Source organism: Paraburkholderia sp. D1E, assembly GCF_052682275.1.
Genome location: NZ_JBQYMB010000001.1, coordinates 6,102,989 through 6,124,571 on the forward strand (window position 1 = coordinate 6,102,989; position 21,583 = coordinate 6,124,571).

23 protein-coding genes and 1 pseudogene are annotated in these 21,583 nt (G+C 61.9%); 20 read left to right on the forward strand and 4 right to left on the reverse strand.

All coding sequences use genetic code 11. The features are described from left to right. Positions 1 to 146 precede the first annotated feature (146 nt). The 8 genes and pseudogenes from ACUN0E_RS27555 (at position 147) to ftsB (ending at position 6,869) form a co-directional block, all read left to right on the forward strand. Positions 147 to 518, forward strand: coding sequence for a hypothetical protein (locus ACUN0E_RS27555; RefSeq protein ID WP_445568584.1), 372 nt, complete (start codon positions 147 to 149; stop codon positions 516 to 518). Positions 519 to 525: 7 nt separating this feature from the next. Further along, positions 526 to 741 carry a ClpX C4-type zinc finger protein gene (locus ACUN0E_RS27560; RefSeq protein WP_445568585.1) on the forward strand — a complete coding sequence of 72 codons (216 nt, stop codon included), beginning with the start codon at positions 526 to 528 and terminating at the stop codon, positions 739 to 741. A gap of 161 nt (positions 742 to 902) precedes the next feature. Then, positions 903 to 1,142, forward strand: a pseudogene (locus ACUN0E_RS27565) (hypothetical protein); the annotation flags it as partial. A gap of 107 nt (positions 1,143 to 1,249) precedes the next feature. Next, the gene (locus ACUN0E_RS27570; RefSeq protein WP_408227226.1) at positions 1,250 to 2,053 is read left to right on the forward strand and encodes an alpha/beta fold hydrolase; all 804 of its coding nucleotides are present in this window, start codon (positions 1,250 to 1,252) and stop codon (positions 2,051 to 2,053) included. A 242-nt stretch (positions 2,054 to 2,295) separates the two neighbouring features. Beyond that, positions 2,296 to 3,969 carry a CTP synthase gene (locus tag ACUN0E_RS27575; protein WP_408510546.1) on the forward strand — a complete coding sequence of 558 codons (1,674 nt, stop codon included), beginning with the start codon at positions 2,296 to 2,298 and terminating at the stop codon, positions 3,967 to 3,969. Beyond that, entirely contained in the window at positions 3,966 to 4,820 is an 855-nt protein-coding gene (kdsA, locus tag ACUN0E_RS27580; RefSeq protein WP_097389693.1) for a 3-deoxy-8-phosphooctulonate synthase, read from the forward strand. Before ACUN0E_RS27575 ends, kdsA begins: the two co-directional genes overlap by 4 nt. A 226-nt stretch (positions 4,821 to 5,046) precedes the next feature. Continuing rightward, positions 5,047 to 6,330 (forward strand): phosphopyruvate hydratase, encoded by a 1,284-nt coding sequence (gene eno, locus ACUN0E_RS27585; protein WP_097389692.1) that lies wholly within the window; start codon positions 5,047 to 5,049, stop codon positions 6,328 to 6,330. A gap of 107 nt (positions 6,331 to 6,437) precedes the next feature. After that, positions 6,438 to 6,869 carry a cell division protein FtsB gene (gene ftsB, locus ACUN0E_RS27590; protein ID WP_445568586.1) on the forward strand — a complete coding sequence of 144 codons (432 nt, stop codon included), beginning with the start codon at positions 6,438 to 6,440 and terminating at the stop codon, positions 6,867 to 6,869. Positions 6,870 to 7,046: 177 nt separating this feature from the next. Here ftsB and ACUN0E_RS27595 read toward each other — a convergent pair whose 3' ends face one another. The 3 genes from ACUN0E_RS27595 to ACUN0E_RS27605 form a co-directional block, all read right to left on the reverse strand. Beyond that, positions 7,047 to 7,427, reverse strand: coding sequence for a hypothetical protein (locus ACUN0E_RS27595; RefSeq protein WP_445568587.1), 381 nt, complete (start codon positions 7,425 to 7,427; stop codon positions 7,047 to 7,049). Between the two features lie 166 nt (positions 7,428 to 7,593). Next, a complete protein-coding gene (gene hslO, locus ACUN0E_RS27600; protein WP_408227214.1) occupies positions 7,594 to 8,544 on the reverse strand; it encodes an Hsp33 family molecular chaperone HslO in 951 nt (316 codons plus the stop codon). A gap of 64 nt (positions 8,545 to 8,608) precedes the next feature. Further along, a complete protein-coding gene (locus ACUN0E_RS27605) occupies positions 8,609 to 9,133 on the reverse strand; it encodes a gamma carbonic anhydrase family protein (protein WP_408210041.1) in 525 nt (174 codons plus the stop codon). Positions 9,134 to 9,423: 290 nt separating this feature from the next. Between ACUN0E_RS27605 and ACUN0E_RS27610 the strand changes: the two genes are divergently transcribed. From ACUN0E_RS27610 to ACUN0E_RS27655, 10 genes are all read left to right on the forward strand, one after another. After that, positions 9,424 to 10,344: a ferritin-like domain-containing protein gene (locus ACUN0E_RS27610; protein ID WP_445568588.1), complete on the forward strand. Its 921-nt coding sequence runs from the start codon at positions 9,424 to 9,426 to the stop codon at positions 10,342 to 10,344. An 85-nt stretch (positions 10,345 to 10,429) separates the two neighbouring features. Further along, positions 10,430 to 11,314, forward strand: a complete 885-nt coding sequence (locus ACUN0E_RS27615) for an alpha/beta fold hydrolase (RefSeq protein ID WP_445568589.1) — start codon at positions 10,430 to 10,432, stop codon at positions 11,312 to 11,314. 103 nt (positions 11,315 to 11,417) lie between these two features. Then, complete coding sequence (locus tag ACUN0E_RS27620; protein WP_445568590.1) at positions 11,418 to 12,248, forward strand: 3',5'-nucleoside bisphosphate phosphatase; 831 nt, start codon at positions 11,418 to 11,420, stop codon at positions 12,246 to 12,248. Between the two features lie 134 nt (positions 12,249 to 12,382). Next, positions 12,383 to 13,018, forward strand: a complete 636-nt coding sequence (locus ACUN0E_RS27625; protein ID WP_408390167.1) for an L-threonylcarbamoyladenylate synthase — start codon at positions 12,383 to 12,385, stop codon at positions 13,016 to 13,018. Positions 13,019 to 13,065: 47 nt separating this feature from the next. Next, positions 13,066 to 13,728 carry a site-2 protease family protein gene (locus ACUN0E_RS27630; protein ID WP_408227201.1) on the forward strand — a complete coding sequence of 221 codons (663 nt, stop codon included), beginning with the start codon at positions 13,066 to 13,068 and terminating at the stop codon, positions 13,726 to 13,728. A gap of 6 nt (positions 13,729 to 13,734) precedes the next feature. Continuing rightward, positions 13,735 to 14,937 (forward strand): tryptophan--tRNA ligase, encoded by a 1,203-nt coding sequence (locus tag ACUN0E_RS27635; RefSeq protein WP_408227198.1) that lies wholly within the window; start codon positions 13,735 to 13,737, stop codon positions 14,935 to 14,937. Between the two features lie 16 nt (positions 14,938 to 14,953). Then, a complete protein-coding gene (locus ACUN0E_RS27640; RefSeq protein ID WP_445568591.1) occupies positions 14,954 to 15,568 on the forward strand; it encodes a class I SAM-dependent methyltransferase in 615 nt (204 codons plus the stop codon). Between the two features lie 43 nt (positions 15,569 to 15,611). Beyond that, positions 15,612 to 16,526 (forward strand): 4-hydroxy-tetrahydrodipicolinate synthase, encoded by a 915-nt coding sequence (gene dapA / locus ACUN0E_RS27645; protein WP_445568592.1) that lies wholly within the window; start codon positions 15,612 to 15,614, stop codon positions 16,524 to 16,526. Positions 16,527 to 16,655: 129 nt separating this feature from the next. Next, positions 16,656 to 17,795, forward strand: a complete 1,140-nt coding sequence (gene bamC, locus ACUN0E_RS27650) for an outer membrane protein assembly factor BamC (protein ID WP_408227189.1) — start codon at positions 16,656 to 16,658, stop codon at positions 17,793 to 17,795. A 7-nt stretch (positions 17,796 to 17,802) separates the two neighbouring features. Beyond that, entirely contained in the window at positions 17,803 to 18,576 is a 774-nt protein-coding gene (locus ACUN0E_RS27655) for an MBL fold metallo-hydrolase (RefSeq protein WP_445568593.1), read from the forward strand. Between the two features lie 150 nt (positions 18,577 to 18,726). Here the strand turns inward: ACUN0E_RS27655 and ACUN0E_RS27660 are convergent, their stop codons facing one another. Then, positions 18,727 to 19,425, reverse strand: a complete 699-nt coding sequence (locus ACUN0E_RS27660; RefSeq protein WP_054038214.1) for a Bax inhibitor-1/YccA family protein — start codon at positions 19,423 to 19,425, stop codon at positions 18,727 to 18,729. Between the two features lie 301 nt (positions 19,426 to 19,726). On the opposite strand from ACUN0E_RS27660, the gene ndk reads away from it, so the two are divergent. Further along, a complete protein-coding gene (gene ndk, locus ACUN0E_RS27665; protein WP_012433533.1) occupies positions 19,727 to 20,152 on the forward strand; it encodes a nucleoside-diphosphate kinase in 426 nt (141 codons plus the stop codon). A 177-nt stretch (positions 20,153 to 20,329) separates the two neighbouring features. After that, on the forward strand, positions 20,330 to 21,481 hold the full coding sequence (gene rlmN / locus ACUN0E_RS27670) for a 23S rRNA (adenine(2503)-C(2))-methyltransferase RlmN (RefSeq protein ID WP_445568594.1): 1,152 nt from the start codon (positions 20,330 to 20,332) through the stop codon (positions 21,479 to 21,481). The last annotated feature ends 102 nt before the right edge of the window (positions 21,482 to 21,583 follow it).

The window sequence follows — 21,583 nt, forward strand, 5'->3', positions numbered from 1 at the left end:
TCCGGTACTTCATTAAGCCCGGTGAAAACATTCTGTAGGGTGAGTGCCGCCGTCTAAGCGGCGAAAAGAGACCGTGTTTGCCGTCAATTCAGCGGCACAGTGGCGCGAGGTGGCGGCGCGGTTTTGCTGTGTCTAGAATCCGCCGAATGCCCAATTCCGAACCAATTAAAAAGTACACGTTGCGCATCCCGGCCCAGCTGCACGCGCACCTGGAGCGATCTGCTTTGGCCAGCGGTTTGTCGCTGAATGCCGAAATGCTGGTCCGTCTGCAGCGCGAGCACCAACTCGACGCCGCTGAAAAGATATTCGAGGAAATTCGCCGCCAGCACGCCATCGTCGCCGATGGCATGCAACGCCAGATTGGTGTCCTGTGGAGTGCGCTCGACCGGGCGAACGGCGCGCTGGAGAAGGTGGCCGATGCCATGGCGCAGGTGCCGCCGGACGGATCAGCAGCGGCGTTGAAACGAGAGGTGGAGTTTGCGCTTGAGTTGATCAACGCGCTGAGCGCCCATCGGTGACACGATAGTGAAAAGCAGCAACGGAATATGGCTGTGCGATTTTTGCGGCAAGACTCAACATGCTGCAGAGTCGATCGTGCACGGTCCGGATGGCGTGGCGATCTGTGACGAATGCATTGATCTCTGCAAAGAGATCGTCGACGAGCGGCGGGGCAGGCCCGAGCGGAAGTCGGCATTCGAACTTGCCAAAGGCTGGGCGCGTCGCTTCGGGCGTGTTCGCTGAGACGCGATGATCGCTCAAGCGTACTGTGCCCAAATTGTGCCCAACGTTGCTGCGAAGTGCTCGAAAACAGCTAAAAACGGTGACAATCTCAAAGCTGACCGGCGCAAGATTTGTCGTTAAAAATCAAATAGATAAAATCGTCTAGTCACTTCTGCCCTACGATAGGCTATCGCAACCGTTTTCATCATCCGAACGCGGGCGTGTTCGAGCGCTACAACGCCCGGCACATCGAGCTCGCCCGCAGCGATGCAGACGGCGCGGTGCGGGTCGATGTCAGCCCGGGTCCCGATCCGGACACCGGACCCGAGGGAAGCACGGGAGTCAGTGCGGGGCTGAGCGGCGCAGCACTGACGCTCGAGCGCTATCGCGACACGCAGCGCCGCTACTGGATGGATCGTTGATGGATCGCCGGCCGTACAGATAGAACAAATGCGCCGCTGGATTCGGAGCCGGCACGAAAAGCCAGGCCCGGAGCCCGCGCGTCAAAACAGAACGGAGATAGCCGCAGTTGAAAAACATCATCCACTTCTCGCACGCGAACGGTTTCCCGGCGTCGACGTACCGGACGATCTTCGCCGAACTCGCCGACGACTACGAATTGCGCTCCATCGAGCGCATCGGCCACGACGCGCGTTATCCGGTCACGCAGGACTGGCCGCATCTGGTCGAGCAATTGCTCGACGATGTCGGTCGTACCTACGAGCGGCCGGTATGGTTGGTCGGCCATTCGCTGGGTGGCTATCTGTCGCTGATGGCCGCGCTGAAAAAGCCGCAGTGGGTAAAGGGCGTGGTGATGCTCGATTCACCTGTGATCGCCGGTTGGCGCAGCAGCATGTTGCGGGTGTCGCAATGGACCGGACTCGACGAGCGGCTTTCGCCCGCGGCCGCCACCCGCGCGCGGCGCACGCAGTGGGCGAGCCGCGACGAGGCGTGGCGGCACTTTCATTCGAAGCCGGCGTTCGCGCGCTGGGACGAACGGATGCTGTCCGATTACATCGACTTCGGCATTCCGCAGAGCGCGCCTGACGGCGGCCGGTCGCTCGCTTTCGACCGGCGCACTGAGTACCAGATCTATAAAACCTTGCCGCATACGCTTGGGCCCCGCCTTGCGCGCGGCGCCCCGGTGCCGGTGGGGTTCATTGCCGGCACGCATTCAAAGGAGGTGCGCCAGGCGGGTCTGGACGCCACCCGCCGCGCGACTGGCGGTCATGTGGAATGGATCGAAGGCAGCCATCTGTATCCGATGGAAAAACCGCTCGAAACCGCACGCGCGGTACAGCGGATGTTGCGCGAACTGGAGCGGGGGGCTTAGGGCCACGGGCTGCGCGGCGCGCGAGTTCATCGGCGCGGCGGGCTGCTTATAAGCGGCACCGCCGTGGCAGCGGTGGCAGCGCGGCCTGCTCAAGCGGTTGGGCGCCGGCGCGAAAACGGTGCATGATCGGCGCACGGCGATTGCCGCCGCCGTAGCGTCGGCGCGTGCAGATGTCGCTCGGATTTTGCTGGGTTGAGACCCTGCTTTACGGTATAATCCGTTTTTCCCGCGAGCATCCAGCGATGACCAAATATGTTTTCGTCACCGGCGGCGTAGTATCTTCCCTCGGCAAGGGTATTGCCGCCGCTTCCCTCGCCGCGATCCTCGAATCGCGCGGTCTTAGAGTCACCCTCCTCAAGCTCGATCCCTACATCAACGTCGACCCCGGCACGATGAGCCCGTTTCAACACGGCGAAGTGTTCGTAACGGAAGACGGAGCGGAGACTGACCTCGACCTCGGCCACTATGAGCGCTTCATCAGCACGAAGATGCGCAAGGCCAACAACTTCACCACAGGCCAGATTTACGAATCGGTGATCCGCAAGGAACGCCGCGGCGATTATCTCGGCAAGACGGTGCAGGTCATTCCGCACATTACCAACGAAATCCAGGCGTTCATCGAACGCGGCGCAGCTTCTGCGACGTGCGGTGAGCCAGATGTCGCGATCGTAGAAGTGGGCGGCACCGTAGGCGACATCGAATCGCTTCCGTTCCTCGAGGCCGCGCGTCAGATGAGCCTGCGCATGGGCCGCAACAGCGCGTGCTTCGTGCACCTTACGCTGGTGCCTTGGGTCGCCACCGCAGGCGAGCTGAAAACCAAACCTACGCAACATAGTGTGCAGAAGCTGCGCGAAATCGGGATCTCGCCGCACGTTCTGCTGTGCCGCGCCGACCGCCCCATTCCGGACGACGAGCGCGCGAAGATTTCGATGTTCTCGAACGTGCCCGAAGACGCGGTGATTTCCGTGTGGGACGCCGACAGCATCTACAAGATTCCGCAGATGCTGCACGACCAGGGTCTGGACGCGATCATTTGCGAAGAGCTCAAGCTCACGCCGAAGCCGGCCGATCTGTCGATGTGGTCGAGTCTCGTCGAGAAGCTCGAGCATCCGCAGCACGAAGTCACGATCGGCATGGTCGGCAAGTATGTCGATCTGACCGAGTCGTACAAGTCGCTGATCGAAGCGCTGCGCCATGCGTCGATGCATACATCGACCAAGGTCAACATTCAGTACATCGATTCGGAAGAGGTCGAGACGCAAGGCGTCGACAGCCTCAAGCATCTCGATGCGGTGCTCGTGCCGGGCGGCTTCGGCCGTCGTGGCACCGAAGGCAAGATCGCCGCGATCCGCTATGCGCGTGAAGCGAAGGTGCCGTATCTGGGCATCTGCCTCGGCATGCAGCTGGCTGTGATCGAATTTGCCCGCGACGTGGTCGGCCTGAAGAATGCGAACAGCACCGAGTTCGATCAGGAAACCGAGAACCGCGTGGTCGCACTGATCACCGAGTGGTACGACCGCGAAGGAAAGGTCGAGAAGCGCACTGAAGAATCGGATCTGGGCGGCACGATGCGCCTCGGTTCGCAACGTTGCCCGATCAAGCCCGGCACGATGGCCGAAGAGATCTATGGCAAGGATGTGAACGAACGCCATCGCCACCGTTATGAAGTCAATAACCGCTTCGTGCCCCAACTCGAAGCCGGTGGCCTTATCATCAGCGCCCGTACCCCGAGTGAAGATCTGCCGGAAATGATGGAATTGCCGCGCAGCATGCACCCGTGGTTCGTCGGCGTGCAGTTCCACCCGGAATTCACGTCCACGCCGCGTGACGGCCATCCGCTGTTCAAGTCGTTCGTCGAAGCGGCGCTTGCGCATCAGCAGTCGCACACGGTGAACGAAGTCGGGGAGAAAGCATGAAACTGGGCGATTTCGAAATCGGGCTCGACAAGCCGTTTTTCCTGATCGCAGGCACCTGTGTCGTCGAATCCGAACAGATGACGATCGACACGGCAGGCCGGCTGAAGGAAATCTGCGCGAAGCTGAACATTCCGTTCATCTACAAATCGTCGTACGACAAGGCCAACCGCAGCAGCGGCAAGTCGTTCCGCGGTCTGGGCATGGACGAAGGCTTGCGCATCCTGTCGGAAGTGAAGCGTCAGCTCGGTTTGCCGGTGCTGACCGACGTACATGCCGAGCACGAGATCGAGCAGGTCGCGTCGGTGGTCGACGTCCTGCAAACGCCTGCTTTCCTGTGCCGTCAAACAGATTTCATTCACGCTTGCGCGCGTTCGGGCAAACCGGTCAACATCAAGAAAGGCCAGTTTCTCGCACCGCACGACATGAAGAACGTGATCGACAAGGCGCGTGATGCGGCGCGTGAAGCCGGTCTCTCGGAAGACCGCTTCATGGCGTGCGAACGCGGCGTGTCGTTCGGCTATAACAACCTCGTGTCGGACATGCGATCGCTTGCGATCATGCGCGAAACCAACGCGCCGGTCGTGTTCGATGCCACCCACTCGGTGCAGTTGCCAGGCGGGCAGGGCACGAGCTCGGGCGGTCAGCGCGAATTCGTGCCGGTGCTGGCGCGAGCTGCCGTGGCGACGGGCGTGGCGGGTCTCTTCATGGAAACCCATCCGAAGCCTTCGGAAGCCAAGTCGGACGGCCCGAACGCGGTGCCGTTGCACCGCATGGCCGATCTGCTCGAAACGCTGGTTACGCTCGATCAGGCCGTCAAGCGCGCGCCGTTCCTCGAAAGCGATTTCAACTGATTCAGGCGTTCGCAGCGTGTCACGATTGGGCTGCACAATGGGCTCAGTCGGTATCATCGGCACGCGGCGAATGCACGCAATGGTCGTCGAAAGCATCAGGGTGTGCGTAGTGTGCTGGGGAGACCAGTGCTCTGCATGGGACCGGATCGACAAAGCGCTAACTCCGGATCGACACGCCTGATGCAGTTTCACAGTAAAGAATTCAACGTCATTTCTTGAGGAAACCATGAGTGCTATCGTAGATATCATCGGTCGAGAGATTCTCGATTCGCGAGGCAACCCCACCGTCGAATGCGACGTGCTGCTCGAGTCGGGCACAATGGGCCGCGCTGCGGTGCCGTCTGGTGCGTCGACGGGTTCGCGCGAAGCGATCGAACTGCGCGACGGCGAAGCCGGCCGCTACGGCGGCAAGGGCGTGCTGAAGGCCGTCGAGCACATCAACACCGAAATCTCCGAAGCGATCATGGGCCTCGACGCTTCCGAGCAGGCCTTCCTCGACAAGACCCTGCTGGAACTCGACGGCACCGACAACAAGTCGCGCCTCGGCGCGAACGCGATGCTGGCCGTCTCGATGGCCGTGGCCAAGGCTGCTGCTGAAGAAGCCGGTCTGCCGTTGTACCGCTACTTTGGCGGCTCGGGCGCGATGCAACTGCCGGTCCCGATGATGAACATCGTCAACGGCGGCGCGCACGCGAACAACAGCCTGGACATCCAGGAATTCATGATCGTGCCGGTCAGCCAGCCGACCTTCCGCGAAGCACTGCGCTGCGGCGCCGAAGTGTTCCACGCGCTGAAGAAGATCCTGTCGGATCGCGGCATGAGCACGGCAGTGGGCGACGAAGGCGGTTTTGCGCCGAACTTCGGCAGCAACGACGAATGTCTGTCGACCATCCTGCAAGCTATTGAAAAGGCCGGCTACCGCGCCGGTGAAGACGTACTGCTGGCACTCGACTGCGCAGCGAGCGAGTTCTACCACGACGGCAAATACCAGTTGGCGGGCGAAGGCCTGCAACTGTCGTCGACCGAATTCGCCGATTACCTGGCGAACCTGGCCGACAAGTTCCCGATCGTCTCGATCGAAGACGGCATGCACGAAAGCGATTGGGCCGGCTGGAAGATCCTGACCGACAAGCTCGGCAAGAAGATCCAGCTGGTGGGCGACGACCTGTTCGTCACCAACACGCGCATCCTGAAGGAAGGCATCGAGAAGGGTATCGCCAACTCGATCCTGATCAAGATCAACCAGATTGGTACGCTGACGGAAACCTTCGCGGCGATCGAAATGGCGAAGCGCGCTGGCTATACGGCTGTGATCTCGCACCGCTCTGGCGAAACCGAAGATTCGACGATTGCGGATATCGCAGTCGGCCTGAACGCCGGTCAGATCAAGACGGGTTCGCTGTCGCGTTCGGACCGCATCTCGAAGTACAACCAGTTGCTGCGCATCGAAGAAGACCTCGGTGATATCGCCAGCTACCCGGGCAAGTCGGCGTTCTACAATCTGCGCTAATGGCTTGGCTGCCAGCGCCGACCGATGACCCGGTTATCCTCCGTTTCTGATTGACCCCGCCGCCCTGCGTATAGCGCAGGGCGGCGTGTATTTATTGTGCTTACTTCATGCGGCTTGTCACTGCTGTCCTGATCGTTCTACTGGCGCTGATCCAGTACCCGCTCTGGTGGGGACACGGCGGCTGGTTGCGTGTGCACGAGTTGCAGCAGCAACTGGCGCAGCAACTGCAGAAGAACACCGATTCGAAGCTGCGCAATGAGCGTATCCAGGGCGAAGTTCAGGATCTGCAGAACGGTACGGCCGCGGTGGAAGAGCGGGCGCGTTACGAAATGGGCATGGTGAAGGACAGCGAAGTGTTCGTGCAGTTCGTTGCGCCGAACGCGCCGTTGCCGGCTGCAAACACGCCTTCGGTTACCACTTCTACGCGCGGTGTGGTGTCGGCGGCGCCGCTGCATATGGTGCCGAATCCGGAGTCGCGCGCAAAGCCGGAGCGCAAGCGTGGCGGTAAGGTGGTGACAGAGAAGAAGGCCGCGCACTGAGTTTATTCAGGTTGGTTGAGCTCGCAGACGAACGCAAAAACGAACGTAAAAGTTCGCAGGAACATGAAAAAAGCCGCTGATCCACAAGGTCAGCGGCTTTTTTGTTTACCTGTGATGCCAGTCTCTCCGTCTGGTCGCCGTATCGGCATACCTACTGTCCGGAGTGCCCGCTTCGGCTTACCAGCCCCAATACGGCGAATAGCCTACGCCAACACCCGTGCCCCAGCCGTGTCCCCAACCGCCGCCGTAGTAACTGCCGTACACGCTGACGGGCGGCGAGTAATAACGTGAGTACGCTTGAGCAGCGTTTTCGGCGGCAATGGCCTGATTCTGATCGGACAGCACCTGACGGTCGATCGCATCGTAGCGCTCGCGCTCTTCGGGTGTGAGCGGCCGGGCGGTACTGGCCATGCCCGACTGGTCAGCCGGCAGCCGGCTATAAATCGGCGATGGGCCCGGCGGGTCCATCACGCAACCCGCCAGCGCAGCGCTGCCGCCGATGAGCGTCAGCACGGCGACCGTACGCATGCAATGCTTCAACGAAGTAGGGATGTTCATTTTTATCTCCATCGGTCGGATGCCTAAGCAAAACATGCGCAGCGCGCACCCCCGACGATCCAGCGCAATGATCGACGATAACGCGTCACCCGAGCCCGAAAAGGCAGCGGGCGGCACATTATCTTACTGCCGTAATGCCGGCCTAATGAACCGCCGCCTGGCTGCTTCAGTGCCGCTGGTCGGCTGCTGGGGTCACGCCTTGTGAGAGCGCATTAGCGACAAAAAGTTGCGCTACGTCGACCGGATCGAATTCGTACCGTTGATTACAGAATTCGCAATGAATCTCAACGTGGCCGCGCTCTTCGATCACGCTGTCCACTTCCTCACGGCCCAGCATTTTCAACATGGCGCCGACTTTTTCGCGCGAACAACTGCATTCGAAACGCGTCGTGGCCGGCTCGAAATGCTGCACATTCTCCTGCCAGAAGAGACGGCGGAAAATCGTTTCCGGTTCTTCTTTCAACAGTTCGTCTTGCGACATCGTGCCGCCGAGCGTGCAGACGCGCTCCCAGGTGTCCGCGTCCAGGTCGCCCGGATGCGGGACGATACCGCCGTCACCCGGCAGTTTTTGCAGCAGCATGCCGACTGCGCGCTCGGTGTTTGCTGCAAGCCACAGGCGCGTGTCGAGCTGCTCCGAGTGATGCATGTAGTGCTCGAGCACTTCGGACATCGACTTGAGCGGGCCGTCCACACCCGAGAGCGGGACGATACTTTGATACGGCTGCTGGCCGGGCTGCTTGTCGCGCGGGTCGAGCGTGATCACGCAACGGCCATGGCCGCTTGCGTTGACCAGTTCGATCATGGAGGTGGTGTCGTCGATCGTATTGGCCGCTTCGCCGGAGAGCTTGGCGGTGGCGCGCATCGACAGGTCGGAGCTGCACTGCACCACCAGCATCTTGGCCGGTCCGTCACCAAAAATCTGCATGACGAGCGTGCCGTCGAACTTGAGGTTCGCCGAAAGCAGCGCGCACGCGGCCATCATCTCGCCCAGAATCGTCCGTACGGGCGCCGGATAGTCCCGGCGCGTCAGCACTTCCTGCCACGTATTGCGCAGAGAAACGATCTCGCCGCGCACCGGCGCCGCGCTGAACATGAATTTTTGCAACTGGTCGCTCACAACTTTTCCTCGGTCGAATGACGCAGCCTGATGCTGCGCCGTGCGCGCCGCGCGCCCCGGCTGATTAGCCGATGCGCACGAGCTGCGCCTTGAAATATTCGCGGCGCTCGGCATAGCTTGCCGTGCCGCGCTGCATATTGGCGATATCCGTCTCGGTCAGTTCGCGCACCACTTTGGCGGGCGCGCCGAGAATCAGCGAATTGTCAGGAAACACTTTGCCTTCCGTGACGATGGCGCCCGCTCCGACCAGACAGTTGCGGCCGATTACCGCACCATTCAAGACCACGGCCTGAATTCCGATCAGCGAACCTTCCTTGATTGTGCAGCCGTGCAGCATGACCTGGTGGCCGATCGTTACATTCGGCTCGATCTTCAGCGGGAAGCCGGGGTCAGTGTGCAGCACCGCGTTTTCCTGGACGTTGCTGCCGGCGCCGAGGGTGATCGGCTCGTTATCGCCGCGAAGCGTCGCGCCGAACCAGACGCTCGAATTTTCCTCGAGCGTCACATTGCCGATAATGTTCGCGGAATCCGCGACGAACACGCTTTCATGGATGGTCGGGGCTGCTTCGCCAAGCTTATAAATTGTCACGGAGTCTCCTCTTGATCGGTCGCTGCGCGCTACGCGGGGTGGCCGGGGCTTCGAAACGGGCTGCAAAGCGGAGCGGCGAAACACCGGAAAACGCCCGAAACGCCTTGATGAGCCGGGTTGTCCCGCCGGCCCTGCGCAACAGGCGCGCTAGATTGTCGAATCGAGTATTGTAAACGGTTGTGTGCTTAGGTCGGTTGGTGTCGGCGCACGCTGTCCGGTGCTCATCGGCCTCAGCGCCCGCCGCGCCCCCCGTCTTGCCTGCTGCCGTGCCCTTTGCCAACCGGGTTGCCATGAATTCCGCTGCTCCGTCCGTTTCGCCCGCTCTGCCGATATCGAATCCTGAGCATTGTTCGAATCGCGTGAATTGCGCGCGCACCACAGCGCTGGCCGTATTGCGCGAGAGTGATCCGGCAAGCAAGGCAGCCGCGGCCCGCGCGTTATACGCCGCGGCACTCGACGGCAGCCTCGCGTGCCCAGCAGACCTCGAACTCGCCGAGCCGGCCGACCTGCCGGGCCGTCCCGCGCGCCCCGAACTGGTCGATCCGCGCAAACTGAAACGCCGCAGCATGCAATCGCCCGAGGGGCGGGCTGTCTTGCTGCACGCACTGGCACACATCGAATTCAACGCCATCAATCTCGCGCTCGACGCCGTCTGGCGTTTCGCCGGCATGCCCGCCGCCTTCTACACCGACTGGCTCAAAGTCGCCGCTGAAGAGGCGCATCACTTCTCGCTGCTGGTCGCGCGGCTTGCGGAATTCGGCCATGCGTACGGCGATTTTCCTGCACACGATGGCCTTTGGGACATGTGCGAGCGCACGCGCGCCGACGTGCTGGCGCGCATGGCACTCGTGCCACGCACCCTCGAAGCGCGTGGCCTCGACGCCTCGCCGCCGATCCGCGCACGCTTGCAGCAGGCGGGCGACCAGGCATCCGCGGCGATTCTCGACGTGATCCTGCGCGATGAAATCGGCCACGTGCTGATCGGCAACCGCTGGTTCCGTCATCTCTGCGACGCGGGCGGCCTCGATCCGCACGGTACCTATACGCGCCTCGCCGACCAGTATCACGCACCGAAATTACGCGGTCCGTTCAATTTCGAGGCGCGCCGCGATGCCGGTTTCGACGAAACCGAACTGGCCGCGCTCGTCGCCCTGGCCGGCCTCAACGCTGAGCCTCCGGCCCCTCCGGCCCCTCCGGCCACGAGCGACTGAAGCCTTCTTCCATAGCCGGACCCCACGCATTGTCCGACTATCTCGTTATAATCGAACGACCATTCTTTTTTCGGGCGAGCCGTTCATGAATACCTCCAAGTCTGAATTCGTCGCCGCGCACGGCATCCGTCTGCATGTGCGGCGCTGGGGCAATCCGGATGCGCCGATGCTGTTCATGCTGCATGGCTGGATGGACGTGGCGGCATCGTTCCAGTTCGTCGTCGATGCATTGGGCGGCGACTGGCAGGTGATCGCGCCCGATATGCGCGGCTTCGGCCTGTCGGACTGGCCGGTCGCCGAGCGCGGCGGCGGCAACTACTGGATTCATGACTATCTCGGCGATCTCGACGCGCTGCTCGATCACTATGCACCGACCGGCGAAGTCAATCTGGTCGGCCACAGCATGGGCGCGAACATAGCCTGCCTGTATGCGGGCGTGCGGCCGGCGCGGGTGCGCTGCGTGGTTGATCTGGAAGGCTTTGGGCTCGCGCCGTCGCACTCGGCGCAAGCGCCTAAGCGGCTCTCCAACTGGCTCGACGAGTTGCGCGATCCGCCGCAATTGAAACGCTACGCGTCGCTGGATGATGTCGCCGCTCGCCTGATCAAGACCAACCCGCGCCTCGATCCTCAACGCGCGCAGTTCCTCGCGGAACATTGGTCGAAGCCGGACGGAGAAGGGCGCTTCATGCTGCTCGCCGATCCGGCGCACAAACTGCGCGGGCCGACGCTGTACCGCCTCGACGAAGTGATGGCCGTGTGGCGCAAGGCAAGCGCCAAAGTGCTGCACGTCGAAGCCGCCAACTCGCCCACACTCGCACAGATCGCCGGCGAGATTCCGCTCGACGAATTCAAGGCGCGTTTCCAGGCTTTTTCGAACTGGCGCGAGAAGATCATCGATGAAGCGGGGCACATGGTGCATCACGACCAACCGGAGCAGGTGGCCGCGCTGATCGAGGGCTTCTGCGCCTGAACCTTGCAAAAAGGTTTCGATGCGAGGTCCGCTATCGCGAGATAGCTCTGCGGGCATTTACTGCGTTGCAGTAAAATGAGTGTAGAACCTTCTCAAGACAAAGATGAACGCTGACCTCCACTGCCATTCCACCGTTTCCGACGGCCAGTTCGCGCCGGCCGATGTCGCGCGCCGCGCGCACGCGGGAGGCGTGACGCTGTGGGCGTTGACCGACCACGACGAACTGGGCGGCCAGCACGAAGCGCGCAGCACCGCTGAGGCGCTTGGCATGGGCTACGTGAGCGGCGTGGAGATCTCGGTGACGTGGGCTTCGCGCACGGTGCACATCGTTGGCCTGGGCGTCGATCCGACCAGCACAACGCTGATCGACGGCCTCGCGCGCACTCGCAACGGCCGCGCGGCGCGCGCCGAAGCAATCGGCGAACAGTTGGCCACGCTCGGCATTCCCGACGCCTATCAAGGCGCGCTCCAATACGTCTCGAACCCCGACATGATTTCGCGCACGCACTTCGCGCGCTTCATGGTCGAAAGCGGCTACGCCAGTTCGACGCAGGACGTGTTCAATCGCTATCTCGGCGACGGCAAGCCCGGCTACGTGTCGCATCGCTGGGCGAAACTGGCGGATGCGGTTGGCTGGATTCAGGCGGCGGGCGGCGAGGCGATCATCGCGCACCCGGGTCGATATGCGTACTCGCCGGTTGAGTTCGACGCGTTTTTCGCTGAATTCATCGACCTTGGCGGCAAGGCGATCGAAGTGGTGACGGGTAGTCACACGCCGGATCAGTACCGCGAATATGCTGACGTCGCGCGCCGCTTCGGCTTCGAGGCCTCGCGCGGTTCTGACTTCCATGCACCCGGCGAAGGCCGCATCGACCTCGGCACGCTGCCGCCACTGCCTTCCGACCTCAAGCCCGTTTGGGAACGCTGGCTGTGATCGCGCCGTGCCACGGCGGCACGATCTGCGCGACAGCCCTCGAACGAGGGCTTGTTTTCGCCCGATCTGCTGTCCGACTTGCCACTTTTCGCCCAACTTCCATCCGCAGCTACCTGTAGCCACCGTTAGTCAAAATGTCCCAATACTTTCGGCTTCATCCGGATAACCCGCAGCCGCGCCTCGTCAAACAGGCCGTGCAGATCATCAATGACGGCGGGGTCGTCGCCTTGCCGACGGATTCGAGCTATGCGCTTGCCTGTCATCTCGACGACAAGGACGCGGTCGAGCGCTTGCGGCGTATTCGCGGGCTCGACGAGAAGGCACTGCTGTCGCTGCTGGTGCGCGATCTATCGGAGTTGTCGAACTTCGCGATGGTCGACAACCGGCAATACCGCCTGATCAAATCGGTCACGCCGGGTCCTTACGTTTTTGTGTTGCAGGCCACCAAAGAGGTGCCGCGCCGCCTGTCGCATCCGTCGCGCAAAACCATCGGCCTGCGGGTACCGGAGCACGCGATCACGCTGGCCATTCTCGAAGAGCTCGGCCAGCCGCTGCTCGGCTCCACGCTGATCATGCCGGGCGAAACCCAGCCGCTGAACGATCCGGAGGAAATCCGCGAGCGGCTCGAAAAGCAATTGGACCTGGTGATCGACGGCGGCCCGTGCGTATGCGAACCATCCACCGTGATCGATTTGACCGGTGTTGAGCCGGTGCTGGTGCGGGCAGGGCGTGGTTCTCTCGCGCCATTCGGTCTCGAAGAGACGGCATGAGCGAAAGCGGACAGACGCACGCAATCGCGTTGTTACAATAGCGAGTTATGGATTCTTCCCTGATACAAACCATTGCGGTTTACGCGTTGCCAGTGATTTTCGCCATCACGCTGCATGAAGCCGCGCATGGCTACGTCGCACGCTGGCTCGGCGACAACACCGCATATGTGCTCGGCCGCGTCTCCATCAATCCGATGCGGCATATCGATCCGCTCGGCACGATCGCGATTCCCTTGCTGCTGTACTTCGCCACGAGCGGCGCGTTCATGTTCGGTTACGCGAAGCCTGTGCCGGTCGCCTTTGGCAACCTGCGCAATCCGCGCTGGGGCAGCCTGTGGGTCGCGGCTGCCGGGCCGGCCTGCAATTTTGTGCAGGCGCTGGTGTGGGGCCTGGTTGGCGTCGCGCTCGCGGTGGGGGGCGTCGAAGAGCCCTTCTTCACGCGCATGGCGGCCGCCGGCGTCGGCGTGAACCTCGTGCTCGGCGTGCTCAATCTGTTTCCGCTGCCCCCGCTCGACGGCGGCCGCGTGCTGATGGCGCTGTTGCCGCCGCGGCAATCGATCGCGCTGTCGCGGCTCGAACCGTACGGCTTTTTCATCGTGATGGCGCTGGTCATGACGGGCACGCTTACGCGTTATTGGCTCAGCCCGCTCGTGACGCTCGGCTACGGTGCGATTACCGCAATTCTGACTCCACTTGTTTCGCTTTTCTAAATAACCATGTTCCCAGACCGTATCTTCTCCGGCATGCGGCCCACCGGGTCGCTGCACCTCGGCCACTATCACGGCGTGCTGAAAAACTGGGTACGGCTGCAGTCCGAATACCCATGTTTCTTCTGCGTAGTCGACTGGCACGCACTGACGACGCACTACGAAACGCCCGAAGTGATCGAAAAGAACGTGTGGGACGTGCTGATCGACTGGCTCGCCTCGGGCATCGATCCGGCGCAGGCTACGCTCTTTATCCAGAGCAAGGTGCCCGAACATGCGGAACTGGCGCTGCTGCTCGGCATGAGCACGCCGCTCGGCTGGCTCGAGCGCGTGCCGACCTACAAGGAGCAGCAGGAGAAGCTGAAGGACAAGGACTTGTCCACCTACGGCTTTCTCGGCTATCCGGTACTGATGGCGGCGGACATTCTGCTGTATCGCGGTTCGCTCGTGCCGGTCGGCGAAGACCAGGTGCCGCACGTCGAAATGACGCGTGAAATCGCGCGCCGCTTCAACTACCTGTACGGCCGCGAACCGGGCTTCGAAGAGAAGGCCAACGAAGCCGCGAAGAAGCTGGGCGGCAAGCGCGCCAAGCTTTATCACGAGCTGCGCAACGCCTATCAGCAGGAAGGCGACGACGAAGCACTCGAACAGGCGCGTGCGATGTTGCAGGAATCGCAGAGCCTCTCGATGAGCGACCGCGAGCGTCTGTTCGGCTACCTCGAAGGTTCGCGCAAGATCATTCTGGTCGAGCCGCAGGCCATGCTGACCGAAGCGTCGCGCATGCCGGGTCTGGACGGTCAGAAGATGTCGAAGTCGTACGGCAACACGATCGGCCTGCGCGAAGACGCGGAAACGATCACGAAGAAGGTTCGCACCATGCCGACCGATCCGGCACGCGTGCGCCGCACCGACCCGGGCGATCCGGACAAGTGCCCGGTGTGGCAGTTGCACCAGGTTTACACGGACGAAGCTACGCACGAATGGGCGCAGAAGGGCTGCCGAACCGCGGGAATCGGTTGTCTCGAATGTAAGCAGCCGGTGATCGAAGGCATTCTGCGCGAGCAGCAGCCGATGCTGGAGCGCGCGCAAAAATACATGGACGATCCGTCGCTGCTTCGCGCAATCGTCGCCGACGGCTGCGACAAGGCCCGCAGGTTCGCCACGGAAACGATGCGTGACGTGCGCGAGGCGATGGGCCTGTCGTACAACTGATCGCCGCGCCGAAGCGATGAGCACTCCCGTTGCCGCCATGCCGAACGGTTCCTCGCACGGAAACGGCGAACCGTCGCGCTGGGTGCGCCATTGGGCGCATCTGGTCGAGGCGGGCGGCGCGGTGCTTGATGTGGCGTCGGGGGCAGGCCGGCATGCGCGGTTCTTCGCGTCGCTGGGCCATTCAGTGACTGCGCTCGACCGCGATGCGGCTGCGCTGAATGCCATGCGTGACGAGCCACTCGTCACCACGCTCCAGGCCGATATCGAAGGCGCAGCATGGCCGCTGCCCGCCGACGTGAAATTCGCTGCGATCGTGGTCACGAACTATCTGCACCGGCCGCTATTTCCGCAGTTGTTACGCTCACTCGCGCCTGGCGGCGTACTGGTTTACGAGACCTTCGCGCAAGGCAACGAAAGGGTCGGCAAACCGTCTAACCCGGCGTTTTTGCTTGCACCCGGCGAGCTGCTCGAGGTGGTGCGCGGCCACCTCCGCGTGGTCGCATTTCAAGACGGATTTCTCGCGCAGCCGCGCCCGGCTTACGTCCAGCGGATATGCGCAATTAAGGAGGCGGATCGCTCAGCCGAGCCTGCAGATGCGGCACCCCCGCGTTGTTACGAGCTGGCTGGCTAATCCGCTACAATCGCGGTTTACCTGATCAAATTCATGGCGTTTCATGACTAACGGCAATCAAAGCAGTACTGGCGGCGTTCAGATTCGCGGCAGCATCCCTGCCATCATTACTCCGATGCTCGAAGACGGCGGCCTCGATCTGCCGGCGTTTCGCAAACTGATCGACTGGCACATCGCAGAGGGCACGGACGCGCTGGTCGTGGTCGGTACGAGCGGCGAGTCGGCCACGCTGACGGTCGAAGAACACGTGCTGATGGTCAAAACCGCGGTCGAGCACACAGCGGGCCGGATTCCGGTGATCGCGGGCTCGGGCGGCAACTCCACCGCTGAGGCCATCGAGCTCACGCAGCAGGCCAAAGAGGTCGGCGCGGACGCCACGCTGCAGGTCGTGCCGTACTACAACAAGCCGACCCAGGAAGGCATCTATCGCCACTTCACGAAGATCGCTGAAACCGTCGATCTGCCGGTGATCCTGTACAACGTGCCGGGCCGTACGGTCGCGGACATGAGCAACGAAACAATTCTGCGTTGCGCGCAGGTGCCGGGCATCATTGGGGTGAAGGAAGCGACGGGCAACATCGATCGCGCCGCACACCTGATCAAGTCGGCCCCCGCGCATTTTGGCATCTACAGCGGTGACGATCCTACAGCGATCGCGCTGATGCTGCTTGGCGGCCACGGCAATATTTCGGTCACCGCGAACGTCGCGCCGCGCGCAATGAGCGATCTGTGCAAAGCCGCACTTGCCGCGGATGCGAAGACCGCTCGTGAGATTCACCTGAAACTCCTGTCGCTGCATAAGAACATGTTCATCGAATCCAATCCGATTCCGGCGAAATGGGCGTTGCAGCAACTGGGTCGTGTGCAGGGCGGAATCCGCCTGCCGCTCACGCCGCTCGACGCGCAATACCACGAAGTGGTGCGCGGCGCGCTGCGCGAAGCGGGCCTGCTGGGCTAGGCGGGCTCAACCCGGCACGCCCAGCGCTAACGAAAGCCTGTTACCGGCACTCCCTTAACCGACGTCGATCCAGCCCACGTTCCCGGCACTCAGAACCAGGCACCGCGTTCCAGCATCACGAAGGACCTCATGAAACGTTCCGCACTTTCCCTCCACGCAACCCGCATGGCGGCGCTGGCGCTTGCCCTGGTGACGCTCGCCGGCTGTGACTCGCTGAACGACTGGTTTGCTTCCGACCGCGTCAACTACAAGGGCGCGGGTAGCGCGCCGCCGCTCGCCGTTCCGGGCGATCTGACCACCACGCCGACCGATCAGCGCTACGTTGCGCCGCCGGCCAATCTGGCGCTGGGCGGCTCGCCGCAACGCGCGATTACCGCAGCGGGTAACGCCACCGAAGGCCAGCCGAATGCGCAAGACCCGCTGGGTATGCACATTGAACGTGACGGTGATCGTCGCTGGCTGGTAGTCGACGGCCGCACGCCGGAACAACTGTGGCCGCAGTTGCAGGAGTTCTGGCAGGAAAACGGCTTCGCACTGAAAACCGATGCGCCGGCCACCGGCATCATGACCACCGACTGGGCTGAAAACCGCGCCAATATTCCGGACGACTGGTTCCGTCGCACGGTCGGCAAGGTGATCGACTTCGCCTACTCGTCGGGCACCCGTGACAGCTTCCGCACGCTCGTTTCGCGCGGTCCGGCTGGCGCTACAGACATCTCGATCACGCATAGCGCGATGGAAGAAATGCTGACAGGCCAGGACAAGACGTCGTCGCGCTGGGAAGAGCGTCCGCGCGATCCGGCGCTGGAAGCGTTGTTCCTGACCAAGCTGATGCAGAAGTTCGGCCTGACCGACGCGCAATCCAGGCAACTCCTGACCGACGCACGCCCGGCCAGTGCTCCGGCCACGATCGACCAGAGCGCGGGCGCATCAACGCTCGACTTGCAGGAATCGTTCGACCGCGCCTGGCTGCGCGTGGGTCTCGCGCTTGACCGCACCAACTTCACCGTCGACAACCGCGATCGTTCGAAGGGTATCTACTACGTGCGTTACGCGGACTCGATGCAGGAGTTGAAGAAGGAAGGGCTCTTCGGCAAGCTGTTCTACAGCGGCAATTCGTCGAAGAAGCCGGGTCAGGAATTCCTGGTCAATGTGCGCTCGAAGGGCGACACCGTGACGCAGGTGGCGGTGCTGGACGCGAACGGGCAAGTGGATAACTCGTCCGACGCGCAACGCATCGTGACGCTGTTGCACGCACAACTGAACTAAGCGGGCTGTGCGCTTCGCCAGTCTCGGCAGCGGCAGTGAGGGCAATGCCATGCTGGTGGAAGCGCAAAGCGGCGCGACCACCACCCGCGTTCTGCTTGATTGCGGCTTTTCGGCCAAGGAAGTCGAGCGGCGTTTAACGCGGCTCGGAGCGGGCGTCGAAGGTCTCGACGCTATTCTGATTACGCATGAACACAGTGATCACATTGGCAGCGCGCTGACGCTGGCGCGCAAGTGGTCGATTCCGTTGTATATGAGCTGGGGCACCGCCCGTGCGGTGGGCGCTGACGAAGCCGACGTCGACCTGCAGGTGCTGTGGGGCGACGAAGCGGTGGCGATCGGCGACCTCAGCATCCTCCCTTATACCGTTCCGCACGACGCCCGCGAGCCGCTGCAATACGTGCTGTCCAACGGGGCAAGCCGACTTGGCGTGCTGACCGATGTTGGCACCTCCACGCCGCACATCAGCGCGGTGCTGAGCGGCTGCGACGCGCTGGTGCTCGAATGCAATCACGATGTGCGGATGTTGGCGGGAAGCCGGTATCCGCAATCGCTGAAGGCGCGCATCGGTGGCAATCATGGGCATCTGAACAACGAAGCCGCGGCTGAAATCCTGGCCTCGCTCGACCGTTCGCGCTTGCGCCATCTGGTGGCCGCCCACCTGAGCCAGCAGAACAACTCGCCGGAACTGGCGCGGGCTGCCATGGCGGGTGTGCTGGGTGCTGCGCCGACCGAAGTGGTGGTCGCTTCTCAGGATGAAGGCTTCACTTGGCTGAGCTTGTGATCCATCCCTGATTGTCGGGCATTTCCGCGCGCGACCACGACCGGCGGGCCGGGCGCAACGGCGATGCAATGAAAAAAGCCCATGACGATTGCTCGCCATGGGCTTTTTCCTTCAAGGCCGGCGTTTCGGGCGCCGCGCCTTGCGTCAGACTTAGTTGCGGTTGCCGCCGAAGATGCCGAGCAGCGCGAGCAGATTGACGAACACGTTGTACAGATCCAGATAGATGGCGAGGGTAGCGGTGATGTAGTTCGTCTCGCCGCCGTTCACGACGCGCTGGACGTCGAACAGCATATAGGCCGAGAAGATCACGATTGCCAGCACCGACACCGTCAGCATCAACGCCGGCAGGTGCAGGAACACGTTCGCGACCGAAGCCAGCAGCAGCACGATCACGCCCATGAACAGCCACTTGCCGAGACCCGAGAAGTCGCGCTTGCTGACCGTGGCGATCGTTGCCATGGACGCGAAGATCACACCAGTGCCACCGAAGGCCAGCATGATCAGCGACGGGCCGTTCGAAAAACCGAGCACGAAGCTCAGGATGCGCGACAGCATCAGGCCCATGAAGAACGTGAAGCCAAGCAGCACGAACACGCCGATGGCGCTGTCTTTAGTTTTCTGGATAGCAAACATAAAGCCGAAGGCGATCGCGAAGAACGCCAGCATGCTCATGCCAGGGCTGGTGGCGGCGAATAGCGAGAAGCCGGTTGCCACGCCAACCCACGCGCCGAGCACTGTCGGGATCATTGACAGTGCCAGCAGCCAATAGGTGTTCCGCAGCACGCGGTTGCGCGTTTCGACCGTGCTGACCGCGCCATTGCGGCCAAAGCTATACGGATGATCGTTCATGGTCTCTCCTTACCTCAGAAGCGTGTTGCGTAATGGTGGTGGTGTAGCGGTTGTGTAGCGGGTTGTGCTGCGCCGGGCGGGATTTTTTGGCGCCAGTCGCAGCGTGTCCATCCCTAAGATTGATGCGGTGGCACAGAGTTTCAATGCCTGGAAAATGTCCACACGCCTACGCTACCAGCATTCAGAAACTCCTGCTTGGAGTCTTTCAATACTGTAAGGGTTCAATCGCAATCATACACGGGAACATGCTACAATAGCGGATTCATTTGAATCTGTAACCTCTTAATTTTTTGGAGTTTTTATGGCGATCGAACGCACCCTGTCGATTATCAAGCCGGACGCAGTGGCCAAGAACGTGATCGGTCAGATCTACAGCCGTTTCGAAAACGCTGGCCTGAAGATCGTGGCTTCGCGCATGGTTCACCTGTCGCGCGCTGACGCGGAGAAGTTCTACGCTGTGCACGCTGCCCGCCCGTTCTTCAAGGACCTGGTCGATTTCATGATCTCGGGCCCGGTAGTCGTGCAGGCGCTGGAAGGCGAAAACGCGATCCTGAAGCACCGCGACCTGATGGGCGCGACGGATCCGAAGAAGGCAGAAAAGGGCACGATCCGCGCTGATTTCGCCGACAGCATCGACGCTAACGCGGTGCACGGTTCGGACGCCGCTGAAACGGCTGCCGTTGAAATTGCGTTCTTCTTCCCGCAAGTGAACGTCTATTCGCGTTAAGCGGATTCGGGCAGGTTTGAGCGGGTTTCGTGCGCAGCCGTTGGATTTGTCGCACGAATCCGCACGAACAGTCCGGCAAAGTAGTAAGGTAAAGCAGCAGGAATGGGCGCGAACGGCATTGCGTTCATGCAGCTTGTTGCATGAATGTAGTCTCGCACTGAAATGGCAGGATTCGATATGACGAGCAGTTCCACCGTCAACCTTCTCGACCTCGACGCCCAAGGGCTTGTCGCCTACTGCGACAGCCTGGGCGAGAAGCCGTTTCGCGCCAAGCAATTGCAGCGCTGGATCCACCAATACAATGCTGCCGACTTCGACGGCATGACCGATCTGGCGAAGTCCTTGCGCGAAAAGCTCAAGGGGCGCGCAACAATCACGATGCCTGGCATCGTCAGTGACAATATTTCGACCGACGGTACACGCAAGTGGCTGATCGACGTCGGCAACAGCAACGCAGTTGAAACTGTTTATATCCCCGAAGAAACGCGCGGCACGCTATGCGTGTCGTCGCAGGCCGGGTGTGCGGTCAACTGCCGGTTCTGTTCGACCGGCAAACAGGGTTTCTCCCGCAATCTCACCACCGGCGAAATCATCGGCCAGCTGCGAATGGCCGAGTTCGCGCTGCGCGCGACGCGCGGCACGGACGGTGGGCGTGCCACGGGCGGGGACGGCAAGGGCGAGCGTGTCGTCACGAACGTCGTGATGATGGGCATGGGCGAGCCGCTGCTCAACTACGACGCGGTCGTGCCCGCCATGCGCCTCATGCTGGACGACAATGCATACGGCCTGTCGCGCCGGCGCGTCACGCTGTCCACTTCGGGCGTGGTGCCAATGATGGACCGGCTCGGCGCCGATCTGCCGGTGGCGCTCGCGGTATCGTTGCATGCGTCGAGCGACCCGCTGCGCGACATGCTGGTGCCGCTGAACAAGAAATATCCGCTGCGCGAATTGATGGCCGCCTGTCAGCGCTATCTGAAAGTTGCGCCGCGCGATTTCATTACGTTTGAATATTGCATGCTCGACGGCGTGAACGACAGCGAAGCGCAAGCGCGGGAATTGCTCGCCGTTACGCGCGACGTACCGTGCAAGTTCAACCTGATTCCGTTCAATCCGTTCCCTGAGTCGGGCCTCATCCGCTCGAAACCGGAACAGATCAAGCGGTTTGCACAAGTGTTGATGGACGCGGGCGTCGTCACCACGGTGCGTAAAACACGCGGCGATGATATCGACGCTGCCTGCGGTCAGTTGGCGGGTGCGGTGAAAGATCGCACGCGCCTCGCTGAGCGCACCGGGAAGGCGGCGAAAGTTATCGAGGTTCGCGCCGTGTAATCGTCGCGAGGCGACAGGGCGCGAGCGTTCGGAGGAAGACGCCCGAGCGCGCGAAAACGCCCCATGCCGTCCGCGATTGAAAAGAAAGTTTGCAGAAGCGAT